The organism is Paenibacillus sp. WG02 (assembly GCF_055396115.1).
Genome location: NZ_AP036016.1, coordinates 8,108,841 through 8,134,954, shown reverse-complemented (window position 1 = coordinate 8,134,954; position 26,114 = coordinate 8,108,841). Strand labels below are relative to the sequence as shown.

General features: G+C 48.4%; 19 protein-coding genes and 1 pseudogene. 14 read left to right on the top strand and 6 right to left on the bottom strand.

Translation table 11 applies throughout. The annotated features are described in order from the left end of the window. Nucleotides 1–23 precede the first annotated feature (23 nt). The 8 genes from ACBP55_RS36865 (at nt 24) to ACBP55_RS36830 (ending at nt 8,693) form a co-directional block, all read left to right on the top strand. Nucleotides 24–1,025, top strand: a complete 1,002-nt coding sequence (locus ACBP55_RS36865; protein ID WP_464648506.1) for a GNAT family N-acetyltransferase — start codon at nt 24–26, stop codon at nt 1,023–1,025. Nucleotides 1,026–1,046: 21 nt separating this feature from the next. Beyond that, the gene (locus tag ACBP55_RS36860; RefSeq protein ID WP_464648505.1) at nt 1,047–1,841 is read left to right on the top strand and encodes a glucosamine-6-phosphate deaminase; all 795 of its coding nucleotides are present in this window, start codon (nt 1,047–1,049) and stop codon (nt 1,839–1,841) included. A 6-nt stretch (nt 1,842–1,847) separates the two neighbouring features. Beyond that, nucleotides 1,848–3,062 (top strand): N-acetylglucosamine-6-phosphate deacetylase, encoded by a 1,215-nt coding sequence (locus ACBP55_RS36855; RefSeq protein WP_464648504.1) that lies wholly within the window; start codon nt 1,848–1,850, stop codon nt 3,060–3,062. Between the two features lie 25 nt (nt 3,063–3,087). After that, complete coding sequence (locus ACBP55_RS36850; protein WP_464648503.1) at nt 3,088–4,053, top strand: ABC transporter permease; 966 nt, start codon at nt 3,088–3,090, stop codon at nt 4,051–4,053. Nucleotides 4,054–4,068: 15 nt separating this feature from the next. After that, complete coding sequence (locus tag ACBP55_RS36845) at nt 4,069–4,935, top strand: carbohydrate ABC transporter permease (protein ID WP_464648502.1); 867 nt, start codon at nt 4,069–4,071, stop codon at nt 4,933–4,935. Between the two features lie 82 nt (nt 4,936–5,017). Continuing rightward, complete coding sequence (locus ACBP55_RS36840) at nt 5,018–6,574, top strand: extracellular solute-binding protein (RefSeq protein ID WP_464648501.1); 1,557 nt, start codon at nt 5,018–5,020, stop codon at nt 6,572–6,574. A gap of 47 nt (nt 6,575–6,621) precedes the next feature. Continuing rightward, nucleotides 6,622–7,605 (top strand): Gfo/Idh/MocA family protein, encoded by a 984-nt coding sequence (locus tag ACBP55_RS36835; RefSeq protein ID WP_464648500.1) that lies wholly within the window; start codon nt 6,622–6,624, stop codon nt 7,603–7,605. A 203-nt stretch (nt 7,606–7,808) separates the two neighbouring features. Beyond that, complete coding sequence (locus ACBP55_RS36830) at nt 7,809–8,693, top strand: GNAT family N-acetyltransferase (RefSeq protein WP_464648499.1); 885 nt, start codon at nt 7,809–7,811, stop codon at nt 8,691–8,693. Between the two features lie 715 nt (nt 8,694–9,408). Here the strand turns inward: ACBP55_RS36830 and pyrH are convergent. The 3 genes from pyrH to ACBP55_RS36815 all read right to left on the bottom strand — a co-directional run bounded on the left by pyrH (nt 9,409) and on the right by ACBP55_RS36815 (nt 14,701). After that, on the bottom strand, nt 9,409–10,143 hold the full coding sequence (gene pyrH, locus ACBP55_RS36825) for a UMP kinase (protein WP_029197956.1): 735 nt from the start codon (nt 10,141–10,143) through the stop codon (nt 9,409–9,411). A 174-nt stretch (nt 10,144–10,317) separates the two neighbouring features. After that, nucleotides 10,318–11,643, bottom strand: coding sequence for an MFS transporter (locus ACBP55_RS36820; protein WP_464648498.1), 1,326 nt, complete (start codon nt 11,641–11,643; stop codon nt 10,318–10,320). A gap of 175 nt (nt 11,644–11,818) precedes the next feature. Continuing rightward, a complete protein-coding gene (locus tag ACBP55_RS36815; RefSeq protein WP_464648497.1) occupies nt 11,819–14,701 on the bottom strand; it encodes an ATP-binding protein in 2,883 nt (960 codons plus the stop codon). Nucleotides 14,702–14,906: 205 nt separating this feature from the next. On the opposite strand from ACBP55_RS36815, the gene ACBP55_RS36810 reads away from it, so the two are divergent. Next, entirely contained in the window at nt 14,907–16,094 is a 1,188-nt protein-coding gene (locus tag ACBP55_RS36810; RefSeq protein WP_464648496.1) for an EAL domain-containing protein, read from the top strand. Nucleotides 16,095–17,195: 1,101 nt separating this feature from the next. Here the strand turns inward: ACBP55_RS36810 and ACBP55_RS36805 are convergent. Beyond that, nucleotides 17,196–20,072: a DEAD/DEAH box helicase gene (locus ACBP55_RS36805; protein ID WP_464648495.1), complete on the bottom strand. Its 2,877-nt coding sequence runs from the start codon at nt 20,070–20,072 to the stop codon at nt 17,196–17,198. Then, nucleotides 20,060–21,658, bottom strand: coding sequence for an SWIM zinc finger family protein (locus ACBP55_RS36800; RefSeq protein WP_464648494.1), 1,599 nt, complete (start codon nt 21,656–21,658; stop codon nt 20,060–20,062). The genes ACBP55_RS36805 and ACBP55_RS36800 overlap by 13 nt, the downstream gene beginning before the upstream one ends. A 212-nt stretch (nt 21,659–21,870) precedes the next feature. Between ACBP55_RS36800 and ACBP55_RS36795 the strand changes: the two genes are divergently transcribed. From ACBP55_RS36795 to ACBP55_RS36785, 3 genes and pseudogenes are all read left to right on the top strand, one after another. Continuing rightward, the gene (locus ACBP55_RS36795; protein WP_464648493.1) at nt 21,871–22,164 is read left to right on the top strand and encodes a hypothetical protein; all 294 of its coding nucleotides are present in this window, start codon (nt 21,871–21,873) and stop codon (nt 22,162–22,164) included. A gap of 39 nt (nt 22,165–22,203) precedes the next feature. Continuing rightward, a pseudogene (gene recQ, locus ACBP55_RS36790) lies at nt 22,204–24,011 on the top strand (DNA helicase RecQ). A 19-nt stretch (nt 24,012–24,030) separates the two neighbouring features. Then, nucleotides 24,031–24,342 (top strand): 4a-hydroxytetrahydrobiopterin dehydratase, encoded by a 312-nt coding sequence (locus ACBP55_RS36785; RefSeq protein ID WP_464648492.1) that lies wholly within the window; start codon nt 24,031–24,033, stop codon nt 24,340–24,342. Here ACBP55_RS36785 and ACBP55_RS36780 read toward each other — a convergent pair. Beyond that, nucleotides 24,331–24,855, bottom strand: coding sequence for a GNAT family N-acetyltransferase (locus ACBP55_RS36780; protein ID WP_464648491.1), 525 nt, complete (start codon nt 24,853–24,855; stop codon nt 24,331–24,333). The genes ACBP55_RS36785 and ACBP55_RS36780 overlap by 12 nt on opposite strands. Before the next feature lie 27 nt (nt 24,856–24,882). On the opposite strand from ACBP55_RS36780, the gene ACBP55_RS36775 reads away from it, so the two are divergent. Both ACBP55_RS36775 and ACBP55_RS36770 read left to right on the top strand, forming a co-directional pair. Beyond that, on the top strand, nt 24,883–25,542 hold the full coding sequence (locus ACBP55_RS36775; protein WP_464648490.1) for a hypothetical protein: 660 nt from the start codon (nt 24,883–24,885) through the stop codon (nt 25,540–25,542). An 81-nt stretch (nt 25,543–25,623) separates the two neighbouring features. After that, nucleotides 25,624–26,097, top strand: coding sequence for a GNAT family N-acetyltransferase (locus ACBP55_RS36770; RefSeq protein WP_029197946.1), 474 nt, complete (start codon nt 25,624–25,626; stop codon nt 26,095–26,097). The last annotated feature ends 17 nt before the right edge of the window (nt 26,098–26,114 follow it).

The window sequence follows — 26,114 nt, the reverse complement described above, 5'->3', positions numbered from 1 at the left end:
AAATGAAAGGAGGTAACGAATCGATGAAGTATGAAGCGATCACGTCCGATCGCATACCGGAGTTAAAACGGCTATGGAATGAGGAATGGGGAGAATTGTTTCCTATGCGGGAGTCGATTCTGGAGCAAAATATAGGGTCTGACCCTAACGTAGAGGCGGCAGGAACATGGATCGCGGTTGATGAAGCGACAGGCCGGGCTGTAGGGTATGTGGTCTCCAAGGCTTGGAAGGATGAGACATCCGGTTTCGATTTCGGTCAGGACGACGGCTACATTCACACGTTATTGGTGGCACCCGCTTACCGCAGCCGTGGTATTGGGAGTGAATTGCTGCGTCGATTGGAAGCCGCATTGCGGGGGCAGGGAGTCAAACGGGTGCAAGTGGGCAACGATTTTCATCTGCGTATCGTTCCAGGCGTTCCCTCGCCCAGCAACTATACTTCGGATTGGCTGGTGAAGCGAGGCTATGAGCGACAATCCGATGTGTATGATTTATTCCACGACGATGGGGACAACGATGACGATAATAGTGGTCAGCAGGAGTCCCTGCCTCTGGAGCTGCATCAGGACGAGGGAGTTATCTTCCGCTTGTTGAGGCAGGATGAAGAGGAAGCTCTAATGGTATTCATGCGGCGCTGCTTTCCAGGGCGATGGGAGTACCAGACGATGGATTATTGGAAACGCGGAGGGAAGGGGCGCGAATTCGTTGTCTGTGAGAAGTTAGGCGAAATCATTGGTTTTTGCCGAATTAACGATTGGCATTCTCCTGTACTGGCGCAAAACATGTATTGGTCGGAGCTGTTCGGTGAACAGGAGCTTGGCGGTATTGGCCCCTTGGGCATCGATGAACGGTTTCGCGGTTATGGATATGGCCTCTCTATCGTCAGAGCGGGAGTTCACTTTTTGCAGCAGCGGGGAATTCATAAGACCGTCATTGATACAACGTCATACGTGGATTTTTATGGAAAATTAGGATATCGCATTTGGCGAAGCTACACGCGTTACCGTAAGCAGCTGGACAATTGATCCTACGAAGGGGGAGAAAAAATGCATTCCAATGCGAATTTGATGCTTGAATTTCATACCGATCAGCTTAAAGTCGAGGTATTTCCCAATAGAGATGCCCTTGGAGCGGTCGCTGCAGAGCACGCTTCGAAGCAGATTAAGGAACTGCTGGAGCAACAACCGCAGGTAAGGATGATCTTTGCGGCAGCACCGTCACAGAATGAATTTTTAGCTGCTTTGATCGATTCACCCGGGATTGATTGGTCCCGTATAACTGCCTTTCATATGGATGATTACCTCGGCTTGTCGGAAGAGGCACCGCAGCGTTTCGGCCGTTTTCTTAAAGACAAACTATTTGATATTGTACAGCCCGGAGAGGTGCATTATATCCAAACGGCTAATGGAGTTGCTGCTGAATGTGACCGTTATGAGCAGTTGCTGCGGGAAGCTCCGATTGACATCGTCTGTCTCGGAATCGGAGAGAACGGTCATATCGCTTTCAACGATCCGCCGGTAGCCGATTTTCAAGATCCCGTCTGGGTCAAAGCCGTTACCTTGGACGATGCCTGCCGACAGCAGCAGGTGAACGACGGATGCTTCCCCAACTTCGAGGAGGTTCCTGATACGGCGCTTACGCTGACGATTCCGGCCCTGCTGTCAGCATCCCACCTGATCTGCATGGTGCCGGGACCGACCAAACGAGCGGCTGTTACCCGAACCCTCACAGGACCAATTGAAACGGCCTGCCCTGCATCTATATTGCGGCAGCATCTGAATTGTACCCTTTATGTAGACCAGGATTCGTATGATCCGGCTTGCCATGCGGGGAAAGGTTGAACCGGGATGAACGGAACGGAGCCACAAAACCACCAATCGATGCAGGTGCAATTGGAAGGCATTGATTACCGGACAGGAACACCGGTGCGAGTAACTTGTGAGAATGGACGGATATCGAGTATTGAGCCTCATCCGATGACACAACCGAATGACCAATCAGGGGGGCAATGCTCTGAATGCACGCTTCCACTTATCTGTCCGGGACTTGTCGATTTGCAGATCAACGGCTTTAAAGGTAAAGATTTTAATACGATGCCATTGACGGAACAAACGTTATCCGAGGCCGTGCTACTTTTATGGCAGGAAGGCGTCACCTCATTTTTTCCAACTCTTATTACGAATAGCAACGAAGCGATACAATCCGCATGCTCAGCCATCACGCGTGCTTGCTCTCAGGATCGGGCTGTACAGGATGGCATCGCCGGAATTCACCTGGAGGGACCGTTCCTGTCGTCAGAAGACGGAGCGCGCGGTGCACACGATGCCCGCTATGTCCAAGCGCCGAATTGGGAGTTGTTTCAGCAGTGGCAGGATGCCGCCGAGGGACGAATCCGCATCATCACCTTGTCACCCGAGTGGCCTAACACTTCGGATTTTATCCGCCAATGCGTTGCAACCGGCGTCGCTGTATCCATCGGGCATACATCTGCCACGTCGGAGCAAATCAAGGAAGCCGTGGCGGCAGGAGCATCCCTATCCACGCATTTTGGCAACGGCGCGCATACGATGCTGCCCCGTCATCCGAATTACTTATGGGAGCAGCTCGCCTCGGATGAACTGTGGACCTGTTTGATCGCTGATGGATTTCACCTGCCTGACTCGGTGTTGAAAGTGGCCTTGAAGGTAAAAGCAGAACAGGCCTTGTTAGTAAGCGACGCGGTGATGCTGTCGGGCATGCCGGCTGGCGAATATGAGACGCATATCGGCGGCCGAGTCGTGCTGACCCCGGAAGGAAGGCTGCATTTGGCCGACAATCCGAAGCTGCTAGCAGGCTCGGTGCAGCTGCTCCCTTGGGGCATCGCACATTTAGTAAAGCGTGAGCTGTGCAGCTTTGCCGAGGCATGGGAGATGGCCTCTATCCGACCTTCCGCCAAGATGGGGATGCCTACTGGACAAGGGCTAGCTGTAGGGGCTCCGGCAGATTTCGTGCTCGCAGAGTGGGACGGCCAGACGGTCAACATTCGGAAAACGTACAAAAGCGGCGTATGTGTATACAAATAATTTGAAGAAAATGGGGGTGATGCCAATGGATAACAACATCTTAGCTTCAACGAAAGCCCCTCCTCGTGCTGAGCTGCGCAAGACGGAGAGGTCTCGCTGGCAGCAGTGGAACAAGGGAAAATATTTGCTGCTGTTGTTTTTGCCGACCTTCATTTATTTCGTACTCTTTAAGTACGCTCCGATGTTCGGTCTTGTCATTTCTTTTAAAAACTACAATTTATTCAAAGGCATTTGGGCCAGCGATTGGGTGGGCTTTAAGTATTACCTCATGTTTTTCCAAAATCCGGATTTTTTCAAATTGCTGCGAAACACGATGCTGCTGGGTGTATACAAGCTTGTCTTCGGGTTCCCGGCCCCTATCATCCTGGCAATTTTGCTGAATGAATTGAAGCAAGCCTTCTTCAAACGATTCGTGCAAACCGTAAGCTACCTTCCCCACTTTATTTCTAACGTCGTGACGGCCAGCATGGTGCTGATGTTCCTGTCCCCCTCGAGCGGGATCGTGAATCATCTTCTGAAGTCGCTGGGCTTGGATACGATTAATTTCATGGCGATGCCTGAGCTGTTCCGATCGATCTATGTTGTCTCTGAAATTTGGCAGCATGTTGGTTGGGAAACGATCATTTATTTGGCGGCATTAACGTCCATCGATACGCAGCTTTACGAGGCGGCAGGCATCGATGGGGCGAACCGTTGGCAAAGAATTGTCCACGTCACCCTGCCAGGGATTGCTCCCGCCATCGTCATCTTGCTTATTCTGAATGTCGGCCATGTGCTCGATATCGGGTTCGAAAAAGTATTTCTGATGTATAATCCGGCTGTTTATGAGACGGCGGATATTATTAGCACCTATGTCTATCGGACGGGGATCGGGCAAGGTAATTACAGCTATGCGACAGCCATTGATTTGTTCACGGGCGTCATCAGCTTAATTTTCATTTATTCCGCGAATTGGATCGGACGCAAGGTTGGTGAGACCAGCCTGTGGTAGAAGGGAGAAGTCATTATGAAAGCAAAATTCGGAGTTGTGGACCTGGGGATTGTCTTCCTTCTGCTGTGCGTAGTCGTGGCGACGTTATACCCATTTGTGTATATGATTGCTGTATCATTAAGCGATGCCGTCTATGTGCTGAAGAATGAGGTCACGCTGTGGCCCAAAGGATTCAACCTGAAAGTATACGCCATTGTACTAGAGGACCCGAGAATATCGATAGCCTATGTGAACACGATAATTTACACCGTGGTAGGTACCATTCTATCGCTGATCATTACTTCCATGGGGGCATTCGCCATCTCTAAAAAAGAGCTGCCGTTGCACAAAACATTTACGATGATGATCGTCTTTACGATGTTCTTTAGCGGCGGTATGATCCCGACCTTCTTGGTGGTCAAATCGCTTGGGTTGATCGATACCTTATGGGGGATGGTACTTCCGACGGCCATCAGCACATGGAACTTGATTGTGATGAGGACATTTTTCTCCGCCATGCCGAAGGAGCTGGAGGAGTCAGGCAAACTCGAAGGATTGACGGATATCGGCGTTTTTTTCAGGCTCGTGCTTCCACTTTCCAAAGCCTTGTTGGCGACTATCGGTTTGTTCTACGCTGTAGGGATGTGGAACAATTTTTACTCCGCGCTGCTGTATCTGCGTGATCAATCGTTATTCCCTCTGCAAGTCGTGCTGCGCAATATAGTCCTGCAGGGGCAGGTTATTTCCTCCAATGTGTCGAGCGTTGGCGGAGATAATCTGGTTGTGGAGGATACGTTGAAATTTGCGACTATTATGGTATCCACCTTGCCGATTCTACTGATCTATCCATTTTTGCAAAAGTATTTCGTTAAAGGGGTGATGATCGGTTCTGTGAAAGGGTAAGAGTCGTCGGGACAATTGTATCAGACGAAGGCTATGATCATCATTATTTACTTTTACTTTAACTTAGAAGGAGTCGATCTGTTTGAGAAAAATATTGTCGCTATTATTGGCAGGGGGCTTGACTTTATCCCTCCTTGCAGGTTGTACGCAAAAAAGTCAGACCTCTCCGAGCGAGAAGGCCGCTGGGGATAGCGGGGCAACAGCCTCTGCACCTGCAACCATCAAACCGCAGACGTTCACGTTTCTCGATAATTCCCATCCGAGCTGGCCTTACAGCAAGGACGCTCCGTTTTGGAAGATGCTGAAGGAGAAAACCGGTGCAACACTGGAAGTACAAATTCCTTCAGGCAGCCTCCCGGATGCTTTGAGCATGGCGATTGCCTCAGGCAATATGCCGGATTTGATGTTCACACTGGACAAAAAGCTGGCAGACAAATACGGCCAACAGGGCGCACTGGTCAATCTGTTGGATTATGCGAAGGATATGCCGAATTTCAAGAAGTGGATGAGTCAAAATCCGGCCGAAACGCAGAACGCGCTTGCTGCGGATGGCAAAATGTATATTTTTCCAAACAAAGGGATTGGTGAGACGAATCGGATGAACTGGCTGTACCGCGAGGACGTGTTCAAAAAATTGAATCTCAGCCAGCCGCAAACGTGGGATGAGCTGTACACGGCACTGAAGAAAATAAAAGAAGCATACCCGAGCAGCTTTCCGTTTGCTTGGCGTGCCGGAACGGACTCCGGGATTTTATATTTGCGTAATTTTGTGCCGGCTTTTTCGACGGGCTGGGATTATTACTACGATTATGATAAAAAAGAATGGCGTTACGGCCCGACCGAAGATAATTTTAAAAAGCTCATTGTGTACTTGAACAAGTTTTACAAGGAAGGGTTAATTCCTCCGGATTTCCTTACAGTGGATACGAAGCAGTGGCAGGATTTGATGTCTACGGAGCGGTCGTTTGTTTCCGTGGATTATATCGGTCGGATTGATTTTTTCAATACGGCTCTACGGAAGGCTAATCCGACTTACAATTTGGCTTTCATGGCAACACCTGCCGGCTGGAGCGGGGCACCCAGGAAGAACGCGTTTACTCAATTCGTAGAAGCCGGCATGATGGTCTCCACCACCTCCAAGAAGATTAAAGACGTGATGCAATTTATGGATTTCTTCTACAGCGAAGAAGGTAAAACTTTGGCAAGCTGGGGAAAAGAAGGAGAGACCTTCAAGACGGAGAACGGCAAGAAGCAGTTTATTGAGAAATATGCCGACGTCGCTGATCTGCGCAAAAAGACAGGACTGTCTACCGATGGAGCCTACGTCTTGTTCGATTATGATGCCCATCTGTCGCTCTCTTCTCCGGAGCTGAAGACGGCTTACCAAGAAGCGCCAAAATACGATAGTCAAATGCAGCCGCGTCCTTCCTTCACTGCTGCCGAAACGGAGACCTTGTCGACGATCGGAGACGCTATTAACAAGAAGCGGGATGAGAACCTGTCTAAGTTTATTATGGGCACCCGGAGCTTGGATGAATGGCCGAAGTATGTGGAAGATATGAAAAAGCTGGGCATCGATAAAATAAACGAGATTTATAAAACAGCCTATGAACGTTCGTTGAAGTCGGCTCAAAAATAAACGGTCTAGCTCATCTTGCCAGATCGAATGGCAGCGGAGGGGAAAATATGAGCTTTCGCGTAGCTTTAGTGGGGGGAGGCGGCATCGCCGTCCGCCATTTGGAAGCCATGGCAATGACAGTAATGAAGGGGGCTTTAAGTCCAGTGGCCGTTGCCGATATCCGGCAGGAGCGTGCCGAGGAGCTGGCCTCTCCGTACGGCATTCATGCCTATACGGATTACCGTCTCATGATCGAGCGGGAGAAGCCGGACATCGTTATTATCACGTTGCCTCATTATCTCCACCGTGAAGCTGCAGTATTCGCAGCGGAGAACGACTGCCATGTAATGCTCGAGAAGCCGATGGCTTTGACTGTGCAGGAATGTGATGAGATCATGGTGGCCGTCAGACGAAGCGGGGTCATCCTGATGGTCGGTCACACGCAGCATTATATCCGCGAAAATTTGGCTGCCAAAGCGATTATTGATAGCGGAGAGCTTGGGGAGCTCGTCATGATCTCCGATATCCGGCATGTTGCGTACAATCGGCCCGAGCGGCCGGATTGGTTTTTTGAGCAGGCCAAAGCAGGCGGTGGCATTCTCACCAACCTTGGCTCCCACACTGTCGATAAAATTCAATGGTTAACCCATTCCCGTATCGTCAAGGTCAATGCTTCGGTCAGCTATTTGATGGATCGGGGAGATGTGGAGGGCGGAGGCATGGCTTTCCTTGAGACGAGTAGGGGGATTCCAGCCACCCTAACTCAGTCCGGCTATACGGGCGCGTCTCGGAACGAGACGGAGCTTATCTTCACCAAAGGCATGCTGAAGCTGCTAACAGGGGATAGTCTTTGGATCAGCCACGGCGGACCTTACCGTCAGATGGCTATGGAGCAAGCGGAGCTGCCCTTCGTTCTGCAATTCCGCGAGCTACTGGATTGTATCGCTGAGGGCCGGGAGCCTGAATGCTCCATGGACTACTCGCGCAGCATAGTGGCAGTTGTGGATGCGATGTATTCATCGCATCGGAGGAAGGAACCGGTTAGTTTGTAAATTGACCGGATGTAATGAGGGAAGTAAGTGTTCTTGAAAAACCTGGCCATCCTCGGTCAGGTTTTTTGGGTTTTTGTAAGAAACTCCTGTTACGTAAGAAAATTTGTGTAAAATTATTTATTAGCTTACCACGCCGGTGCTTAGACATGTATAATGACAGCAGGCAAGCCAATTACCATTTGGAAATCATGGAGGACAGCATAATGAAACAAGGAATCATGCCAAGAGCAGGACTGTCACCGCAGGAGCTGGAGGAAGTTCGGAAGCTTTGGGAAGCTTGTAATAGCCATGACCATATCGAGATTAAACTGAATTGGAGCACATTATCGGACCGTCCGTCAGGCGTGACGAATGACTTTTTATTTTACCAAAATGACCGTATTGTCGGCTTTTTGGCCATATATAGCTTTATGTCGACCGAAGTAGAGATTAGCGGGATGGTGCATCCAGAGGCGCGGCGCCAAGGTATTTTTGGTCAATTGGTTCAAAATGCGATAGCGGAGTGTCGGCGCAGGGAAGTCCCGAAGCTGATTTTCATTAATGAGCGCGGGTCGGAGAGCGGCAAAGCTTTTCTTACGAAACTAGGCGCAACCTACAGTTTTTCTGAATATGTCATGGAGCTTCAAGAGCAAGCAGGAGAGACTCCGCAAGATTTAGATGATAATATTGCCATTCGTTTGGCGAATGCGCAGGATACGGAATTGTTGGTTAAGCTCAATATGTCAGGGTTCAACATGTCGGAGAACGACACGAGAGAGTATGTCACCCAAACCATTACCGGCGATAAAGAGCGGACGTGGATTGCTGAGCTTGGAGAGAAGAGAGAGCCTATTGGGAAGATTGGAGCCATGGTCGAAGCGGAAGAGAGTGGATTCATCTATGGTTTTTGTGTAGTGCCTACGTATCGTGGCAAAGGCTATGGGCGGCGTATTTTGAGCCAAACGATAACGGAATTAAAGCAGCAAGATCATACTAGTTCCATTAAGCTGGAGGTCTCCGTTGAGAACGAGAAGGCCTTAGGTTTATACGAATCATGTGGCTTCAAAACGAAGAATGCGAATGACTATTACGTGCTTTTACTTAGCTAAAACGTCCCTATCAAGGAAAAGGATAGAGCGGCTGCCATGAGCTGTAGCCTGAAAGAAGCATCCGAAAGAAGTGCTGGAAAGAAGAACCTGAAAGAATAACCCGAAAGAAGGACCCGAATAAAGCGCCCGAAAGAAGGACACTTTGGAAAAACCTCTCTCGGGTCTTTTTGCTTTTATAATCAATGGATAAAAGAGATTTAGAATTCCATATGGAAAATAATGGTGGTTCGAGGTGGCGGATGAAGCTATCATCTCAACAGAATGATGTTGTAGAAAGTACTACAATTCTGCCTAAATCCCGCCTTTTTCCCCTCGATGTTGCATTATGTACAACAATTTAGCCCCATACAGGTGATTTCACGACAAATGGGTTCGAATTGTTGTACAAACTACAACTCTAACGTACAAAATAGCCTTTGGGCATGTGAATTGTTGTAAAAATTACAACATTCATAATCGCTATAGCCCATCTACCTCACCAAGCTGCTGAACGACTCTAAAATGGAAGTTTAAGGTTATGACTACCAGTTTTAAAGCATCACAGATAATCGCTATAGCCAATCTACCTCACCAAGTTGTTGAACGACTCTAAAATCGAAGTTTAAAGTTATGACTACCAGTTCTAAAGCATCACAATGAATAGACAGTCTCTATCAACCAGCATTCAAGCTAGCTGTGGTTAAGCTTAACAACAGAGCACCATCTGAGCGCTTTTTTAATGAAAAATGAGTTCGGATGAACCACTGATGATCGTGCCTGTATTCTGGCCTTCACAAATCTCTTTCATGGAGCCAGGCTTATCGAAATTGAAAACATGCATGGGGATATGATAATCACGCGCTAGAATGAAGGCAGATTGATCCATGACCTTGAGATCATTTTGGATAACGTCGTTATAGTGGAGTGATTTGTACTGAAGAGCTTCCTTATGGTGCTTCGGATCTTTGTCGAAAACACCGTCAACCCCCTGCTTCGCGACGAGAATCGCTTCACAGTTGACTTCAATGGCTCTTTGGACCGATGGATAATCGGTGGTGACAAAAGGCTGTCCATTGCCGCCAGCGAAAATAACGATGTATCCTTTTTCCAAGTGATGAATGGCCCTCAGTCGGATGAAAGGCTCCGCCACGGAAGCGATCGGAATCGCTGTCATGACGCGCACTTCAGCTTCGCTCTTTGCTTTAAGAACACCGCGCAGCATCAAGCTGTTGATAACGGTAGCAAGTGTACCGATGTTATCAGCCTCTGCCTTCTCGATTCCCCAGCTCTCGCCCATATTCCCGCGAAAAATATTGCCTCCGCCGATCACGATGCACACTTCGACACCTAGATTGACAACGGTCATAATCTCATTGGCAATGTGATTAAGCTGCGTCGGATCGAAGCCAAACTCACTATCTCCAGCTACAGCCCCGCCACTAAGTTTAATTAGGACCCTCTTGTAACGCATATCCATCTCTCCTCCCAAATGAGTAAATTTGTACCCATAAAAAAACACTAAAGCAATGAATGCTTTAGTGTTCCATGAGTGAGAAATAGGAAAAGACCACGTTTCTAATATCAACTGGACCCTTCATACGCCTCACACACCTTCCGTCTTTTATTAAAAGTTATTGTACACGAATCAAGAGGAGGAATGCAATTTCTGCGGCACGCGCATATGAACCAGCAGACCAATCACGACAAGGACCAAGAGAGAGCCTAAGGCTACGCGACTAGCTAGGTTGCCAGATGACGCTAGCGCCCAGGTAATCGATCCATAAAGAGCGGGACCAACGATCGAGGATACTTTACCCGAGAAGGCAAACAATCCGAAGAATTGACCGCGTTTCTCTTCCGGCGTTAGCTCAACAATCAGTGTTCGGGAAGTGACCCACATAGCGCCCATAGATACCCCATACAAGCTGCCGGCAACCCAGAATACGCTCTGACTAGTTGCAAATGCCGCTAAGGAGATCGCAATAATAAGGATGAAGGCGACGATGGTCACCGCTCTTTTGGGGCCGATATTTCTGGTCACATAGCCGAAAAGGAACGAACCGATGATGCTCGATACCGTCGAAACGAGGTAGAGCAGAATGAATTGCCCCGTGGTGAAGCCCATAACGGTATTCGCATAAATGGCCATCACGGCAATCGCCGTGGCAATCGCATCGTTAAAGAAGAAGTAGGCGATCATGAATAAGAAGGCAGCTCGGTACTTTCTTGCTTCTTTGAACGTATCCCAGATCTCACGGTACCCGCTGAGGAGCGATTTTTTCTCACTGACGGTTTTCTGAGGCTTCTCTTTGTAAAAAAACATGATAGGCAAAGAGAAGATCAGAAACATGAGCGCGCTAGGGATGAACGTATTTTCAAAATGATTGCCATTGATCAGTGGGAACACGACAAGTCCAACTAATGTGCCGACATAACCAACCGCTACGCCAACTCCAGAAATGACGGGAATTTCACGAGCATTACCCAGATCCGAAATCATTGAATCGTAGAAGATTAAACTTGAATTGTAAAAGAATTTGGCGACCATAAAGAAGAAAATTACGCCTAGTAAGGAGGTGTTGAGTCCCAACCACTGCTGATCGGTGTGCCAAAAGGCCGAAGCGCCCATGAGTAGAGTCGCCGCGATAGCAATAAGCGTGAAGGGGACAAGGTAAGCCTTCTTTTTGCCCGTCCGGTCAATCCATACCCCGAATAAGGGAGACAACAACACGAGGAAAAAGCTGGATATCGCATTGGAGTAAGTGATGAAAGTACTGGCAATCTGATTCAATTCTTCGCTCTTGCCTAACGTTTCTTTTAAATAAAATGGATAAAACACAGTCACGATATTGGAGGAAAAAATCGTGTTCGCGAAATCGTACATCGCCCAAGCGAATATCGGCAAGGAGAAGAACAGGGTCCAAACTTTACGTGCTTGCACCTTGTTGGAAGCGGATTCAAGCTTTGCCACTAGGGTCACACCTTTCCTTCTCATCAAATGGTATTTCTCTAGTATATTGGCTACAAGGCCGGGAAATCCCTCTGTCTTTACAATAAAAAAACGCTCCCCCTAATCAAATTAGAAGGAGAGAGGGGATGCCGCAAAAGTTGCATGGAATGTCTAACCGAAGGCTCACTTTGGTGCATTAGGTATTCGATTGGGGCTTCTTGATTTCGACCTCGATCATATCGATGCTTTCTTTCATTTCAAGCACATCAATACCGTTTCGCTGTAAGGTGGTCGTGAGGTTCTCTTTATTTTGGGCTGGAAAAACGTATGCGTTACTTTGCTTATTATCAAGCAGACGCTTCGCTACCTGGACGAGACGTTCCATGGTGAACGGCTTTTTGAGATATTTCTCAATCTCTTTCTCATGATAATCATGAGGCGGATCCAGTGCTGTTGAAACGATAACAGGCGTCTGATAGTGCACCGGATGACGGTATAGATCAGCGATGAAATCCCAACCTGTCTTGGCACCTTCCAGATGAATATCGACGATGAACAGAATCGGTCCCTCGCCTTTACAGCGATTCAGCGCGATAATGCCCTCTTCGGCCGAACGAAGCTGCATGGAGGGGAGCCCCAGCTTATTCAGCGCAACTTGAATTAATTTAGCCAGATTATCGTCATCCTCGAAAATAACAATTTGACCATCCATATTAGAAATCTCATATAGATCGAACTCAATTCGGAAGGTCGTGCCTTGTCCCATTTCGGAGGTGTAGGAGATATGTCCGTTGTGTCCTTCAACAATCTCTTTCACAATAGCGAGACCTAAGCCAGTACCGCCAATTTGACGCCGGTCTGAGTTATCGACACGAAAGAACTTGGAGAACATTTGGTCACGGGCATCCTCTGGGATGCCCAGCCCGTAATCTTGAATCGCTATAGTGATTTTACCTTGATCGACAGTTAAGTGGATATCAATGTGATCTGCTGCTGGCGAGTACTTAATCGCATTGCTGATCAGGTTGTCGAAGACTTGACGAATACGATCTGCATCGGCTCTCACATATAATTCTGCTTCTTGCTGATGAATGAGAATCTGATGGCTATGCTTATCCTGCCACTGCTCGGCGATCTCTTGCAATGTAGGCAGCAGATTGACTGGGGAGAAATGATACAGTTGTCGACCTGACTCCATCCGCTGTAAATCAAGGAAATCGTTGATTAGGTTCGATAAGCGATGTGCTTCTTTATAAATGGTTTCCATGTATTTCTTTTGTTTCTCTTGTGAAAGCTCCCGATGCAGCAAGATCTCGATAAAACCAAGCACACTGGCAAGAGGAGTTCGCAGCTCGTGAGAGACAATACTAATGAATTCATTCTTCATTTCATCAATACGCTCTTCTTCGGTGCGATCACGAAATACGAATAAGTAGCCTTGCTGTTCGGTATCTTCACTGACTACGGTCGCATATAGCTCCGCGTGTTGGACCTGGTCCTCGAGCTCGAAACTAAACCGTTGTGTGAGATTTGACAGTGAGCCATCAATCAACGCTTCAATAGATGAGGCGACACCAATAAAGCTCGGCGAATCGGCAGCTATTTCGTGACTGCTATCAACCAGGTTCTCACCTATGCGTTCGTTTAAACTGAAATACCGATTCATTCGATGATTGGAGAATAGGATGGTTCCTTGCGAATCACACATCATCATGCCTTCATGTGCGGATTCCAAAATATTTTGAATCAGATCGCGCTGTCCTTCGATGAGCTGCTTCTCTGTTATCAATTGATCATTCAACTCTGCTAAGCTGGCCGCTTGCCCCAGCCTCTCATCGTTCATAACTTGCGCGTAGAAGGCAAGACCGAACTGACGAACCAATCCTTTGGTCAATCGTTCATTATTTTCTTGAAAGAGGGAGCTTTGATAGCTAGTAAGCAGCAAGAAGCCAATAACCTTCTGTTTATCGTCCAAGAGAGGAACATATTGATCGACAGCTCGTGTCATTCCTCCGTGGACGCCTTGCTCATGACCTGATACATCTCGTGTATGAATAATAGGAGTCCCTTCGTCGAAAACACGCCTAGCCGGCCCAAAAAGCTCTCTCTGATTCAAATTAATATGTTCTTTCGGATAACCAATGGAATGGATGACTTCATAAGAAGTAGAGTCCTCTGCGTGACGTTCCATGACGACCAGAGCCGCATCTTGGGACAATGAATTGAGCAGGGCTGGCAGTGTATGTTTCAAGAAATCTTTCAACTTCACATAGCCTGTAAGCTTCTCCTGATAGGACGAGATAAGTTCCAAATCCCTTTCACGTTCGGATAGCTTCGCGAGTGTGATCTGCTGCTCTTCCTGCTGGGCCATAATCTCCTCATTTTGGGTCTCCAAGCTCTCAGCCATATAGCGATACGTTTCCTCGCTTCTACGAATCTCTTCCTCAGCCTGATAGGCTCGATAGGAAATGAAAATGGACATTCCACCTGCAATTAAGGCAATAATACTGCCGACCATTGTAATCATACGGGAGGTTTTACCGGCTTGAAGGGAAGCTGAATAGGCATCTGACGTGATTTGGTCTATGGTCTTCTCGATGCTTGTATGAACAACTCGGTAGCGATCCATCATCGTTTTGCCGGACGCTATTCGAGCTTTCGCCTCATCTAATTTACCTGCTGCCACCAATTCGTATTGTGTGTCAAAGAACTTTTGTAAATTATTAATGGCTGGTATGGCTTGCGTATCCATAATAAGCTGCAAAGTGGGATACTTTTTATCGTATTGGCTGATCGTGCTCAGATCAAATTCCAGCTGCTTTTTACCAGATGTATAGGGCTCCAGGAATTGCTCATTCCCTGATAATTGAAAACCGCGGATAGCCGTTTCTTGGTTAATTAAATCTTTAAGCAGGCTGTTCGTTGTGTTTGAAATCGGAATGGAATCGTGCACGATAGCATCGCTTTCCGTTTCCATATTTCGAGAAGCGATAAAATTGGATACACTCACAAGAACTAGTAAAACGACAATTAAAACAACGTATAGCATGGAGATCCGAGATCTCGTGAATGACTTCATAGCAATCGGTCACCTAAATTCTAATAGGATGAAAGGATGTACTAAAAATTCGACATGACGCAATAAACTCCTTTTAAAAACGATCATGTTATGTTTTCTTCCATCAATGCATTGCAAGATAGGGGAATGTCGTTTAAAATATGATTCATTACACGATTGATGTTAAGTTTTAAGATCATCGAAGTTTGCTTGAGGAGGGCGCACAGTGCAGGTAAAAGACAGCAGGATTCCGCCACTACACGAAGTACGTCCATTCTTTCAACCGATACTTTCACTTCAGAGCCAAGAAATCATCGGCTACGAAACACTGGGAAGACGAATTCGGGAGAGTAGTGTCGAAAGTTTGGGGCCTTTTTTCAAAAATCCTGACATTCCCGAAGACATGCAGCTTCTTATTGATCGGCATTTGAGGGAGCAGGCGATTGAACGGCTAGCTTCGGCTCAAGATGAGAGTTCCTTATTTATCAACTTAAAACCTTCATGGATCTATCAGACCTATAAGCGCACAGGTGTGCTGCCGACTATCGAGCTTTTAAGGAAATATCAAATAGATCCAGCGCGTATCGTGATCGAAATTACCGAAGAGGAATTCACAGGGAAGCTTCAGGAGCTGACGCAAATTGTAGAATTATATCGAGAATTCGGCTGTACGATTGCCATTGACGATGTGGGCAGCGGGTTTAGCAATTTCGACCGAATCGCTAGTCTGCAACCAAAGATATTGAAGATCGATCTTAATATTTTGAAAAAAAGCGTCATCCACGCCGGCTACAAGGCGCTGATGCAATCCTTTTCCATTCTAGCGGCTCAAATGGGAGCCTCCCTGCTCGTCGAAGGGGTGGAAACGAAGCAGGAGCTGCACAGTGCTCTTCAAGTCGGAGCAAGATATGTGCAAGGCTATCTCTTCTCCAAAGCTGAACCGCAATTGCAGCGCCGAGATGCCTTCAAGTCCATGCTGAAAGAGGAAATGAAACTCTTTGGTCAAGAGGAATTCGGGCGCTATAGACGCCTTTTGACCATTCATCAAAGTCTAGATGAGCTTATCTATTCTTCTGTGTGTATTTCAACAGCTGAAGAGGCAGATCGTGTCATCGAAAATATCATTAGCAACGCGTCGGAAAACTGTATACGTATGTACATATGTCGGGAGGACGGCTATCAAATCTCGTCCAACTACAGCCGCAAAGACGAAGCATGGAGCAAAGACGAGAGCTATCGCGGGGCAAACTGGACATGGAGACCTTATTTCATCTCCAACATCATGATGATGAACCTGCAAAAACAAGGGATCCTATCGCAAGCGTATACAGATTTGGATACCTCGTATGAGATTCAGACTTATTCCTGTGCATTGGGAGAGGGCTTTTATTTGTTTGGGGATTTGATGATTTGATTTGAGAGATTGAAAGAGAGTGAAAGAGATGGAGAGAGATGGAGAGAGATTGAGAGGGATTGAGAGAGATTGGGAGAGACTGAAAGAAATTGAAAGAGATTGAAAGAGATTGAGAGAGATTGAAAGAGATTGAGAGAGAGATGAAGAGAGTGCGTAAGAGCAAGAGCGTAAGAAATAGTACGTGAAAAAAAGTGTTTAAGAGAGGGTACGTTGATAAGAGTGCGTAACAGCTAGTATGTTGCAAGCGAGTGTTTTGGGAGAGGTTACCCCAGGTGGCCTTTTTTGTGTTGAAGTAAGAGTCTTATCCGTCAGATATTCGAGCACCAGACTCACACAGCTCCATGAGCTGGAGCTAGAGCTAGAGCTAGAGCTAGATCAAAAGCAGAGCCGGAGCCGAGCTAGAGCGAGAGCCAAGCAGATTCAGAACGAGAGCCAGAGCCAGGGCCGTGTCAGTCCTAGCCATACCCAGTCCAGACCCCGACCCCGACCCCGACCCCGACCCCAAATCCAAATCCAAATCCAAACCCAAACCCAGCTCTAATCCCAAACTTAAAGAACCAGCTACTCCAAGTAATCTAAAACTCCGCGAACGAGCTAATATTGGCAGGCTGGGTGGCAACATGATGCTGTAAAAAGAACATGCAAAAAGTGCATCAAATGAGGGGGGAATGTTCATTTTCGGATGAGAAGATGCATTTGTGCATCAAATATCCGTGTTTTGGTTTAAATTGGGCTGTATGCGTCGAATTTGCTGTAGTTTTTGCATCAAAACTCTTGAAAACGCGGGTTATCTGCTGAAAGAGATGCACAATTTGCATCAAAGTGGGCGATAGGCAAAGTAGCTTTTATAATTTGAGGTTAAATTCGTTCATTCGAGTCGAATATACGCGCAAAAAGAAATCCTGCACATGACTATGCAGGATTTCTTGACTGAAAATGTATATATGCGACGTCGTGAGCCTAAGACCGAACTCTGATCCAAGCGCGAATCCAATCCCAAGCTAGGACAAGGCAAGCCCACGGCCAGAAGCTCGGATCCGGAACCCCAAACCCCAAACCGCGAACACAAGCCCCGAGCATGGAACCCGGAACCCCAAATCACTAAGCCTCGACCCACTCAAGGCGCAGCGAGAACAGATCGCGCAGCTCGTCGGTCGACAGCTCGGTGATCCAGTTCTCGCCGGAGCCGACGATTTGCTGGCTGAGGCCTAGCTTGCGCTCGATCATCTCATCGATGCGCTCTTCAAGCGTGCCCAGCGTCACGAACTTGTGCACCTGCACATGGCGCGTCTGGCCGATACGGAAGGCGCGATCCGTCGCTTGATTCTCGACGGCGGGATTCCACCAGCGATCATAGTGGAACACATGGTTCGCCGCCGTCAGGTTGAGCCCGATGCCGCCGGCCTTCAGCGAAAGAATGAACACATTCCGCTGCTCGTCGACCGGCTGGCTGACGTCTTGGAAGTGCGCGATCATCTCATCGCGCCCATTCTTCGGTGTTCCGCCGTGCAGGAACAGCACTTTCTCGCCAAGCTCCTGCTGCAGCACATGCTGGAGCAGGCTGCCCGTTTCCACAAACTGCGTGAAAATCAAGCATTTGTCGCCTTCTTGGCGCAGCTCCTGCACCATCTCGAGCAGGCGCTCCAGCTTGTTGGAACGTCCGCTCCACGGCGCGTGGATGCCTTCTTTGAGCAGCAAAGCAGGGTGATTACACACCTGCTTCAGCTTCGTCAGAGCAGCGAGAATGAGACCTCGCCGCTCCATAGCGGAGAGCTTATCCAGACGATCGAACATGTCTTGGATGTAGTTCTCGTACAACGAGCCCTGCTCGGCGGTAAGCGAGATGAACGTCTTCGACTCGTTCTTCTCCGGCAGATCCAGCTGGATCGCGGGATCTTTCTTCTCGCGGCGCAGCAGGAAAGGGCGGATCAGCTTCTGTACCTTGCCGATCGTCTCACTATCGCGCGTCTTCTCGATGGCGTTCACATATCGGTGCGTAAATTCGCGAACCGTACCCAGATAGCCCGGGTTCGCAAAATCAAAGATCGACCACAGCTCAGTGAGTCGATTCTCAATCGGTGTTCCCGTTAACGCTATGCGATGGTAACCATCAAGTCGACGAATAGCGGAAGCTTGCTTCGTATAAGCATTTTTTATATTTTGGGCTTCGTCCAAACAGATGGAATTCCAGGCAATTGAGCCTAGCTCAACCTCATCCAGATGGGAAAGCGTATAAGATGTTAAAACTAAATCGACCTTGCCCACGACTTCTTCATTAAAAGCAGGTCCCTTCAATCGTTGAGGGCCATAGTGAAGATGAACCTTCAGAGACGGCGCAAAACGCTTAAGCTCCATCTGCCAGTTTCCAAGCACGGACGTCGGACATATCAGGAGGGAAGGTGTGTCTGGCTGCTCGTTTTCTTTCACGGTGAGCAGATAGGTGATCCACTGGATCGTCTTCCCGAGCCCCATGTCATCGGCCAAACAGCCGCCTAGGCCGAAACGGCGCAGGAACAAAAGCCATGAAATACCGTCCACTTGATAGTGGCGCAGCGATCCTTGAAAGCTGGGCGGAGGCTGTATCGTCGGAATCGACTCCGCCTGCGTAAGCTGATCGACCATGTGGCGCAGCTGCTCGTTCAGCTCTACCTCCATCTCGATGTAGCGCATCGCTTCGGGGTCATCCTCAGCCGGCAGCAGCCCGCCAGCATCGCCCGCGAAGTGAAGCTCCAGCACATCGCGGAAGGAGAGGCCCTGCTTCTTCTGCACCTGCTTCATAATCTGCTCGACCTGTGCCATGAACAGCGGGTCGAGCTGAATCCAGTTGCCGCGAATCTGGATCAGCTTGCGCTTCTCCTCCAGAAGCTGCCGGAATTCCTCTTCCGTCAGCTCCAAATCTCCAACAGCCAGCTTCCAGTCGAACTGCATCAGCTGGGTCAGCCCGAACATCGTCTCCCGTCCAGAACCGACGGAAGACTTGATCTTCGCGCGCAGCTTCGGCTTCATCTTGCGGATGCGCTCCCACCAAGCAGGCAGGAACACACTCGTTCCTGCCTCAACAAGGCGGACGCTTCCCTCTGCGAGGAAGCGCCAAGCCTCTTCCTCCGTCAATGTCTGACGGAGCCCAGCACCCTCGCCCGCATCCAGCCACGGCAGGATGCGTACCCACTTCGCCGCGTCACGTTCGACGCGGCCAAGCTCTGGCAGCCACGCCTCCGGCAGCGGCAGCTCACCCACGACCGGCTCGCCGCTGGGCGTTACCGTACGCAGCACCTCCGGCGCAAGCCGGTCCTGCAGCAGCACGCGCAGCTGCCAGCCCGCGCCGTGCGCCAGGTCCGGCTCCACGAGCTGCAGACAAGAACGCATAGGCGACCGGTCTTGGCGCCAACCAATGGCGACGAGCCAATCCTCCTCGTCTAGCCATAGATCAGCGCCGATCTCACCGCGGCGCATCAACGGGTGCGCCGCTTCGAGCTTGCGCAGATTGTCTTTCATAAGGCCGTCGGCGTCCACCCACTCGGGAATCAGCGCATGAATCCAGCGCGATACGGCTGGGGATTCCAAGGCTTGCAGTTCTTCTGGAAGCTGGAGCTTCCAGCCGATCTCGCCGGCTTTCCACTTTTCATAGTCCGGCATGAAACGACCGGACGCCAACGCCTCTCGAACAGCCGGAGCAAGGCGCATCAAATCCGCACAGTCCTTATGCCAGCTAAGCTGTAGATGCTGCACAGGCTGCGGATCGCTGAAATAATCGAGTGCATCGAGCGGTTGCAGCTCGATGCCTTCCCGATTGTGCCACTCGCTGGGCTCCATGAACGTGCCGAAAAAAGAGGCGCGATGCCAAGCAAACAGCATATTTTTCAAATCAAGAGCATCCCAAATTCCGCCGTTCTCGCGGGTACCCCATAGAAATAAAGAACCATTAGGTATGGAGCTAACGTGAACTGTCAGCGCGCTGGTTTCGATCATCGAATCCATTTTCCTTTCTTGAGCTCTTCTTGGAAAGCACGCAAGCGTGAGAATTTATCCGCTAGTCGATATACATAATGCTCCCAGCGGTCGTCCTGGCCTAATTGTTTATAGATGCTGTGCAGCTTCTTAAGCAGTCGAACAGCCGTCTTATAGGAAGCCCTATTTTTCTCCAGAACAGCCCGTTCGGCCGCTTGGTGATAGAGGGGGAGGAGTAAAGCCGAATCATGCTCTTCAATCGCTTTAAGCTCCATGCCATATAAGCTCAGCGGTGATATGCGGTTCGCTAATTGTAAGTCCACCCACTGCCGATACCGTTTCGTTTGCAATAAATAGGCCGTGTAATAATAGTAGGAACGAGGCAGCAGGGACTCCATCACCTGTACCCATTCGCTATCGGATTCTAGATGCTTGGTCGTATCGAGCCAATATTGGCAAAAGGTCCGGAAATCATCATGATTTGCATTCGCAATCGAGGTGAATAGCCAACGCAGCCAAACAAGCATGTTGTCCCACTGTTTATCGTTGTAATAATAATTCAGGTAAAGGAAGTAATCCTTCGCATTGGGATGAGTGAGCTGCCCCAGACGCTCAAAGGCGCTTGCCGTATCCCCCTGCATAATATCAAAATGCGCTCTTGCCGCCAGAAGCGTATCCTTCTTCCGAGCTAAGAGGTCCTTCTTCGTAAGAAGTGTGTCGAGACGCTGAATTTCCTCTTTTTGTGCCGCAGCTTGATTCGTCAGCTTCCACCAAATGAAGCGGTAAACAAACAGCCAATCAATCGGGCTATCTTTGCCCTGCAGAGCGAATTCTCCGAGCATTTTCATAGTTGTTAGCCAGTGTTTGGGTTCCGCCTCGAAAGAGGTATTCACATCCGTACGTTCCACGAATTCAACCAGCTTATCCTCACAATTTTTCGCGGCAATTTTGCAACCGTTCTCGTGATAATAAGACAAGTAGGAGCTTTTCGTTTCTTGATAAAATTGTTCGATTTTCCGCATCATGAAAAGCACGATATGGAACATGTAGAGCTCGCGGGTTGAACTTCTCCAATCTGCCGCATAGCCAGGCAAGGACTCCAGTGCGGAGTCGTAGAAGGTTTCGATCGAGTGCTGGTGAGAAATGGAGAATCCATGGAACTTCCCTTCAAAAAAACGATGCCAATCTACAGGCATGGCCTCTTCAAGAGGCACGTTGGCCTGTGCGGCCGCAGCAGCTTTGCGTTCCTGAATCAAGGTTGCCCCGCGTGCGGGTTTTTTCCTTGTGTGTATTTGTTGTTTTAACTGTTGAAGCAGCAGTTCCGGACGTCCATAAGGTGCATACAAGCTGAAGAAAGTGGCACCGATATGTTTACAAAAGCCTTCATAGGAGCAGCTGCACTCACTAGAGGCGAAATTTTCTAAATTGAGCATGGTGCTCAGTATTTTTTTGCCTGCGACGGTCGCCTGAACATTCAAGCCTTTCAGATCGACTTCGGTCACACGGCCTTTATGGTAATACTCCCAGCCCTGCTCCAGAACGACGGCGTCGAAATGAAGTGGGATTTGCTTGATTAGGTAGTTCATTCGATTTTTGGGAATCTGCAGTTTCAGCATGTGTGCTTTCCTACCCTCCGAGCGGTACATTCCTTCTTCCATAGTAACAGATTTTTCCCGAAATTGCCCATTTCCACAGTTTATGCCAAAGGGGTTTTTTTTACACATCCGAAAATAAGTTCTCATCGAGTTAATAGGTGTTAACTCTGCATTCCTGCCTATAATATGATAAAGTGAAGCTATACGAAATGCTTTTGAAGGGAGACTGGGCAATGGGCATTAAATTTGGCAGAGAATACAAGGACATTGTCACTGATTTTGTGCGTGGCATTGAGCTGGTTGATGGATTTTATGAGCTGTTGGAAATGAATGCGGACGACTGGCAGGAGCTTGAAAAGGACGAACAGGAAGAATGCCTGCGAACGCTGGCTGACGATATTTTTTACGGATTAGGAAATGCGCCTGTGATGCAGATAGGAGCGGGCTCCGTTCGCCATGATCCGAATAATCATGTGCTGAAGGTTCATGACGGGGAAAAGTTGGTTTCCGTCATCTATTTGGTCTAAATCAGGCAGAAGTGTGATATAGAAAGGTGTATGGAAGTTATGCTGGATGGAGCAAGAAAGGTCTTACAACAAGTTTATGGGTACCCGGAATTTCGCGAGGGCCAGAAGAATATCATTACGAATCTGCTTGAAGGGCGAGATACGCTAGGCATTATGCCGACGGGCGGCGGTAAATCGATCTGTTATCAGGTTCCTGCCATGCTCATGGAGGGAGTGACGCTGGTTATTTCACCGCTGATCTCCTTGATGAAGGACCAAGTGGATGCGCTTCAAGTGCTTGGTGTTCCGGCAACTTTCATTAACAGTACGCTGGAAGCCAAAGAAGTGGAACAGCGGATGCAAGGAGCCATGCAGGGCAAATATAAATTGCTCTATATCGCGCCCGAGCGGCTGGAGTCGGAACGATTTCGTGCTCGAATGTCTGCGCTGAATCTTCCGCTTGTGGCTATTGATGAAGCGCACTGCGTGTCGCAATGGGGGCATGATTTTCGCCCGAGCTATGTGTCGATTGCTCCGTTCATTCGCGAGCTGCCCAATCGTCCGATTGTCGCAGCATTCACAGCTACAGCTACCGCCGAGGTCACAGCCGATATTGCGAGACTGCTTGATTTGGATCAAGCGGGCATATTCGTTAATGGGTTTTCACGGGATAATTTGGAATTGACGATTCTTCGCGGTGAGAATAAACGGGATTACATTCAGAATTATGTGAAGGAACATACGCATCAACCTGGTATTATTTATGCCGCTACGCGTAAGGATGTGGAAGAGCTGTATGAAACGTTACGCAAAAAAGGCTTCGCCGCAGGGAAGTATCATGCAGGTTTAACCGACGAGGAACGCTCCTACATGCAGGAGGCGTTTCTATATGATGACATTCGCGTGATGATCGCGACGAACGCTTTTGGGATGGGCATAGATAAGTCCAATGTCCGTTATGTTATTCACTACAATATGCCGAAAAATATGGAGGCATACTACCAAGAAGCCGGTCGTGCCGGTGAGATGGAGAGCCGAGTGAGTGCATTCTGCTGTTCAGTGCGCAGGATATTATGACGCAAAAATTTTTGATTGAGCAGAATCAGCTCTCGCCGGAACGTAAAGCGAATGAGTATAAAAAGCTGCAGACGATGATCGACTTTTGCTATTCGCCACGCTGCTTGCGGAACGTCATTCTGCACTATTTTGATGAAACGAATATTAAAGATACTTGCGGCAATTGCAGCTCGTGCAAAGATGATCGCGATACGGTAGATATCACCGTCGAAGCGCAGAAGATTTTCTCCTGCATCCGCAGGATGGGGGAGCGTTTCGGCATCTCGATGGTCGCCTCCGTGCTCAAAGGCTCGAAGGCCAAGAAAATTGTCGACTATCGCTTCGATCGTCTGCCGACCCATGGCATAATGCGAGATCTGCCGGAGAAAGAGATTTCGGATCTGATCAACGTGCTGATTTCAGAAGGGTATTTGCAGCTATCGGATGGTCAATATCCTGTCGTGAAGCTGCTGCAGCCTGCAGCAGAAGTGCTTCAAGGGAAGCTGCAAGTATACCAGAAGGTACGTAAGCAGCAGGTTAAAGCTGCCGCTATCGATAACACCTTGTTCGAGCAGCTTCGCCTGCTTCGTCGGGAAATTGCCGCACGCGAGAAGGTGCCGCCTTATATTATTTTCGCGGACAGCACGCTGCGTGAAATGAGTGAGATTTGTCCGACATCGGAATCCGCCATGCTGCGAATCAAAGGTGTCGGCGAGGTGAAATACCGAAACTACGGGAAGCCGTTCCTGGACCTCCTTCGCACGTATGCGGGAGAGGGCGAATTGGGCGCGGTCGCCTATGATTTTGATTAAATCAGAGGAGTGGTGATAGGTGAAGCTTGGGAACACTGACATCGATCAGAAGCTTGCGGAGGTGACGGGCTGGACGACAGACGATCACAAATGGATTGTGCGTAGATATCGCTTTGCGTCATTTATGCAGGGCATAGAATTCGTGAATAAAGTCGCCAGATTAGCAGAAGCCGTTAACCATCACCCGATGATCGCCATCGACTATAAGATGGTCACGCTGCGACTTACGTCATGGCATGCAGGCGGCTTAACCGATTTGGATTTCGAATCTGCTGCTAAATTTGATCAGGCTTTTACTGACATTGCTGCTGGCTGCGGATCACCGGATTAAGCTCGGTCCGTTATATACCATGCAGTGAAAGGCAGCGATCCCAGTGGGAGTCCACTTATCATACGTGTCTGTAATTATAAAACCAGCTCTCTCGTACGTCTGAATCGCACGTATGTTCCAGACAAGAACTTCTAGATCAATCTCCTGCTGAGGCATCCGGCGCTGGGCTTCTTGAACAAGAAGTCGGACGAATTGAGTGCCGATTCCGCTCCCTTTCCCGCAGAGATCCGGTCGAAGTCCTAGTCCTATGCGTGTCACCCCGACGATGGGGAAGAACTGAACGAACCCAGTTAAAAGTCCGTCTTCATCCACGACAGCTCGATACTGCTCAGCCCGAATTTGCGGGTCAGCGAATTCAGCTTGATCTTGAAGCATATTCTCCCACGGAGACCAATTGTATAAATCGTATGGAGGCGAATACCTCCAAGTGCAAAGTTCATGGCAATTCGCTTCTGTTAGGGGAACGACGCGCCATGGTAAGCTTGCATATATCTTTTTGTTCGTAGTTATCATCCTTTCATCTATTGGTTGGAGGTTCAAATGGATTGGTATAGTCATATTCCAATTGGCACAATAACTCTATTTTCTATGCTCGTGTTGGGACTAACCCTATTCCGGATCTCGGTAAAAACAAAATGGCCGCTTGTGCTGCTTGCTTCCTTCGTTATTTCTTGCTTATTTAAATTATTTTTATCTCAGCCGTGGGTGGAGAGCTTGCAGCCTATGCTCATTATTGTAACGGAAGCGGTTTGTATTCACTATATATTTCGCATGCGAAAGCTTCATGCGCTCATGGTAGCGTTTCTCGGCTCACTTGGCTATACAATTTATTTGGCCATAGTTCTATTTACAATGCCGCTCATTACCCATATTTCACTGGATACTTATCTTGAGGGGCTTGATTCCTCTTATCGTGCTTTGAAAATGGTGGCCGCATTGCTTACATACCTCACGGCTTTGGTTTTGGTTAAGAAACGCCTAGGATTTACCGTTCGAATTGAGTTAAGCTCCAAAAGTGCTTGGCTTCCACAGAAAAATATCCTGCTGCATGTGTTTCTGTTCGCATTTGTCCTGTTCTCATTGGCATATTATGGGGTTGCGTTGAAAATAACGTCCATATTCTATTTTGCAGCAGGCTTATGCCTCCTATTAGGATGGATCATTTATCTCCTGTATCGGAAGGAAATGGAAGATATGTAACCGAGATTACTTTTCATCATAAAGGTAAGATTTGGGGTACAATGAGTATATAGACTTAATAGGAATAGGAGGTCACCCTAAATGACCCAAGTTACGATTCGTGAAGCGGTAATGCAAGATATTCCGCAGTTGAAAACCTTAATGCTCGCTTATATCGTGGACTTCTACCAGTATCGACAACCCGAGGATGAGAAATTGAACGGATTGATTCACCTGCTGCTTGAGCAGAAGGAAGGTATTCAATTCGTAGCGGAGACGGAAGAGGGGACGCTGGTCGGCTTTGCGACCTTATATTTTACCTTCAGCACCTTGCGTGCTTCCAAAATAGCCATTATGAACGACTTATACGTCATCGAGGCTGAACGTGGTCAGGGTGCAGCAGCGAAACTATTTGCTGCTTGCAAAGGCTACGCCGCGAGAAATGGATATGCCAATTTAACGTGGACAACAGCCAAAGATAACTTCCGCGCCCAAGCATTTTACGATAAAATGGGTGGAGATCGCAGTGATTGGCAGACATACTCCGCTAATCCGACGAGTGGAATGGGCGATTAATCGAACGACGAAAGATG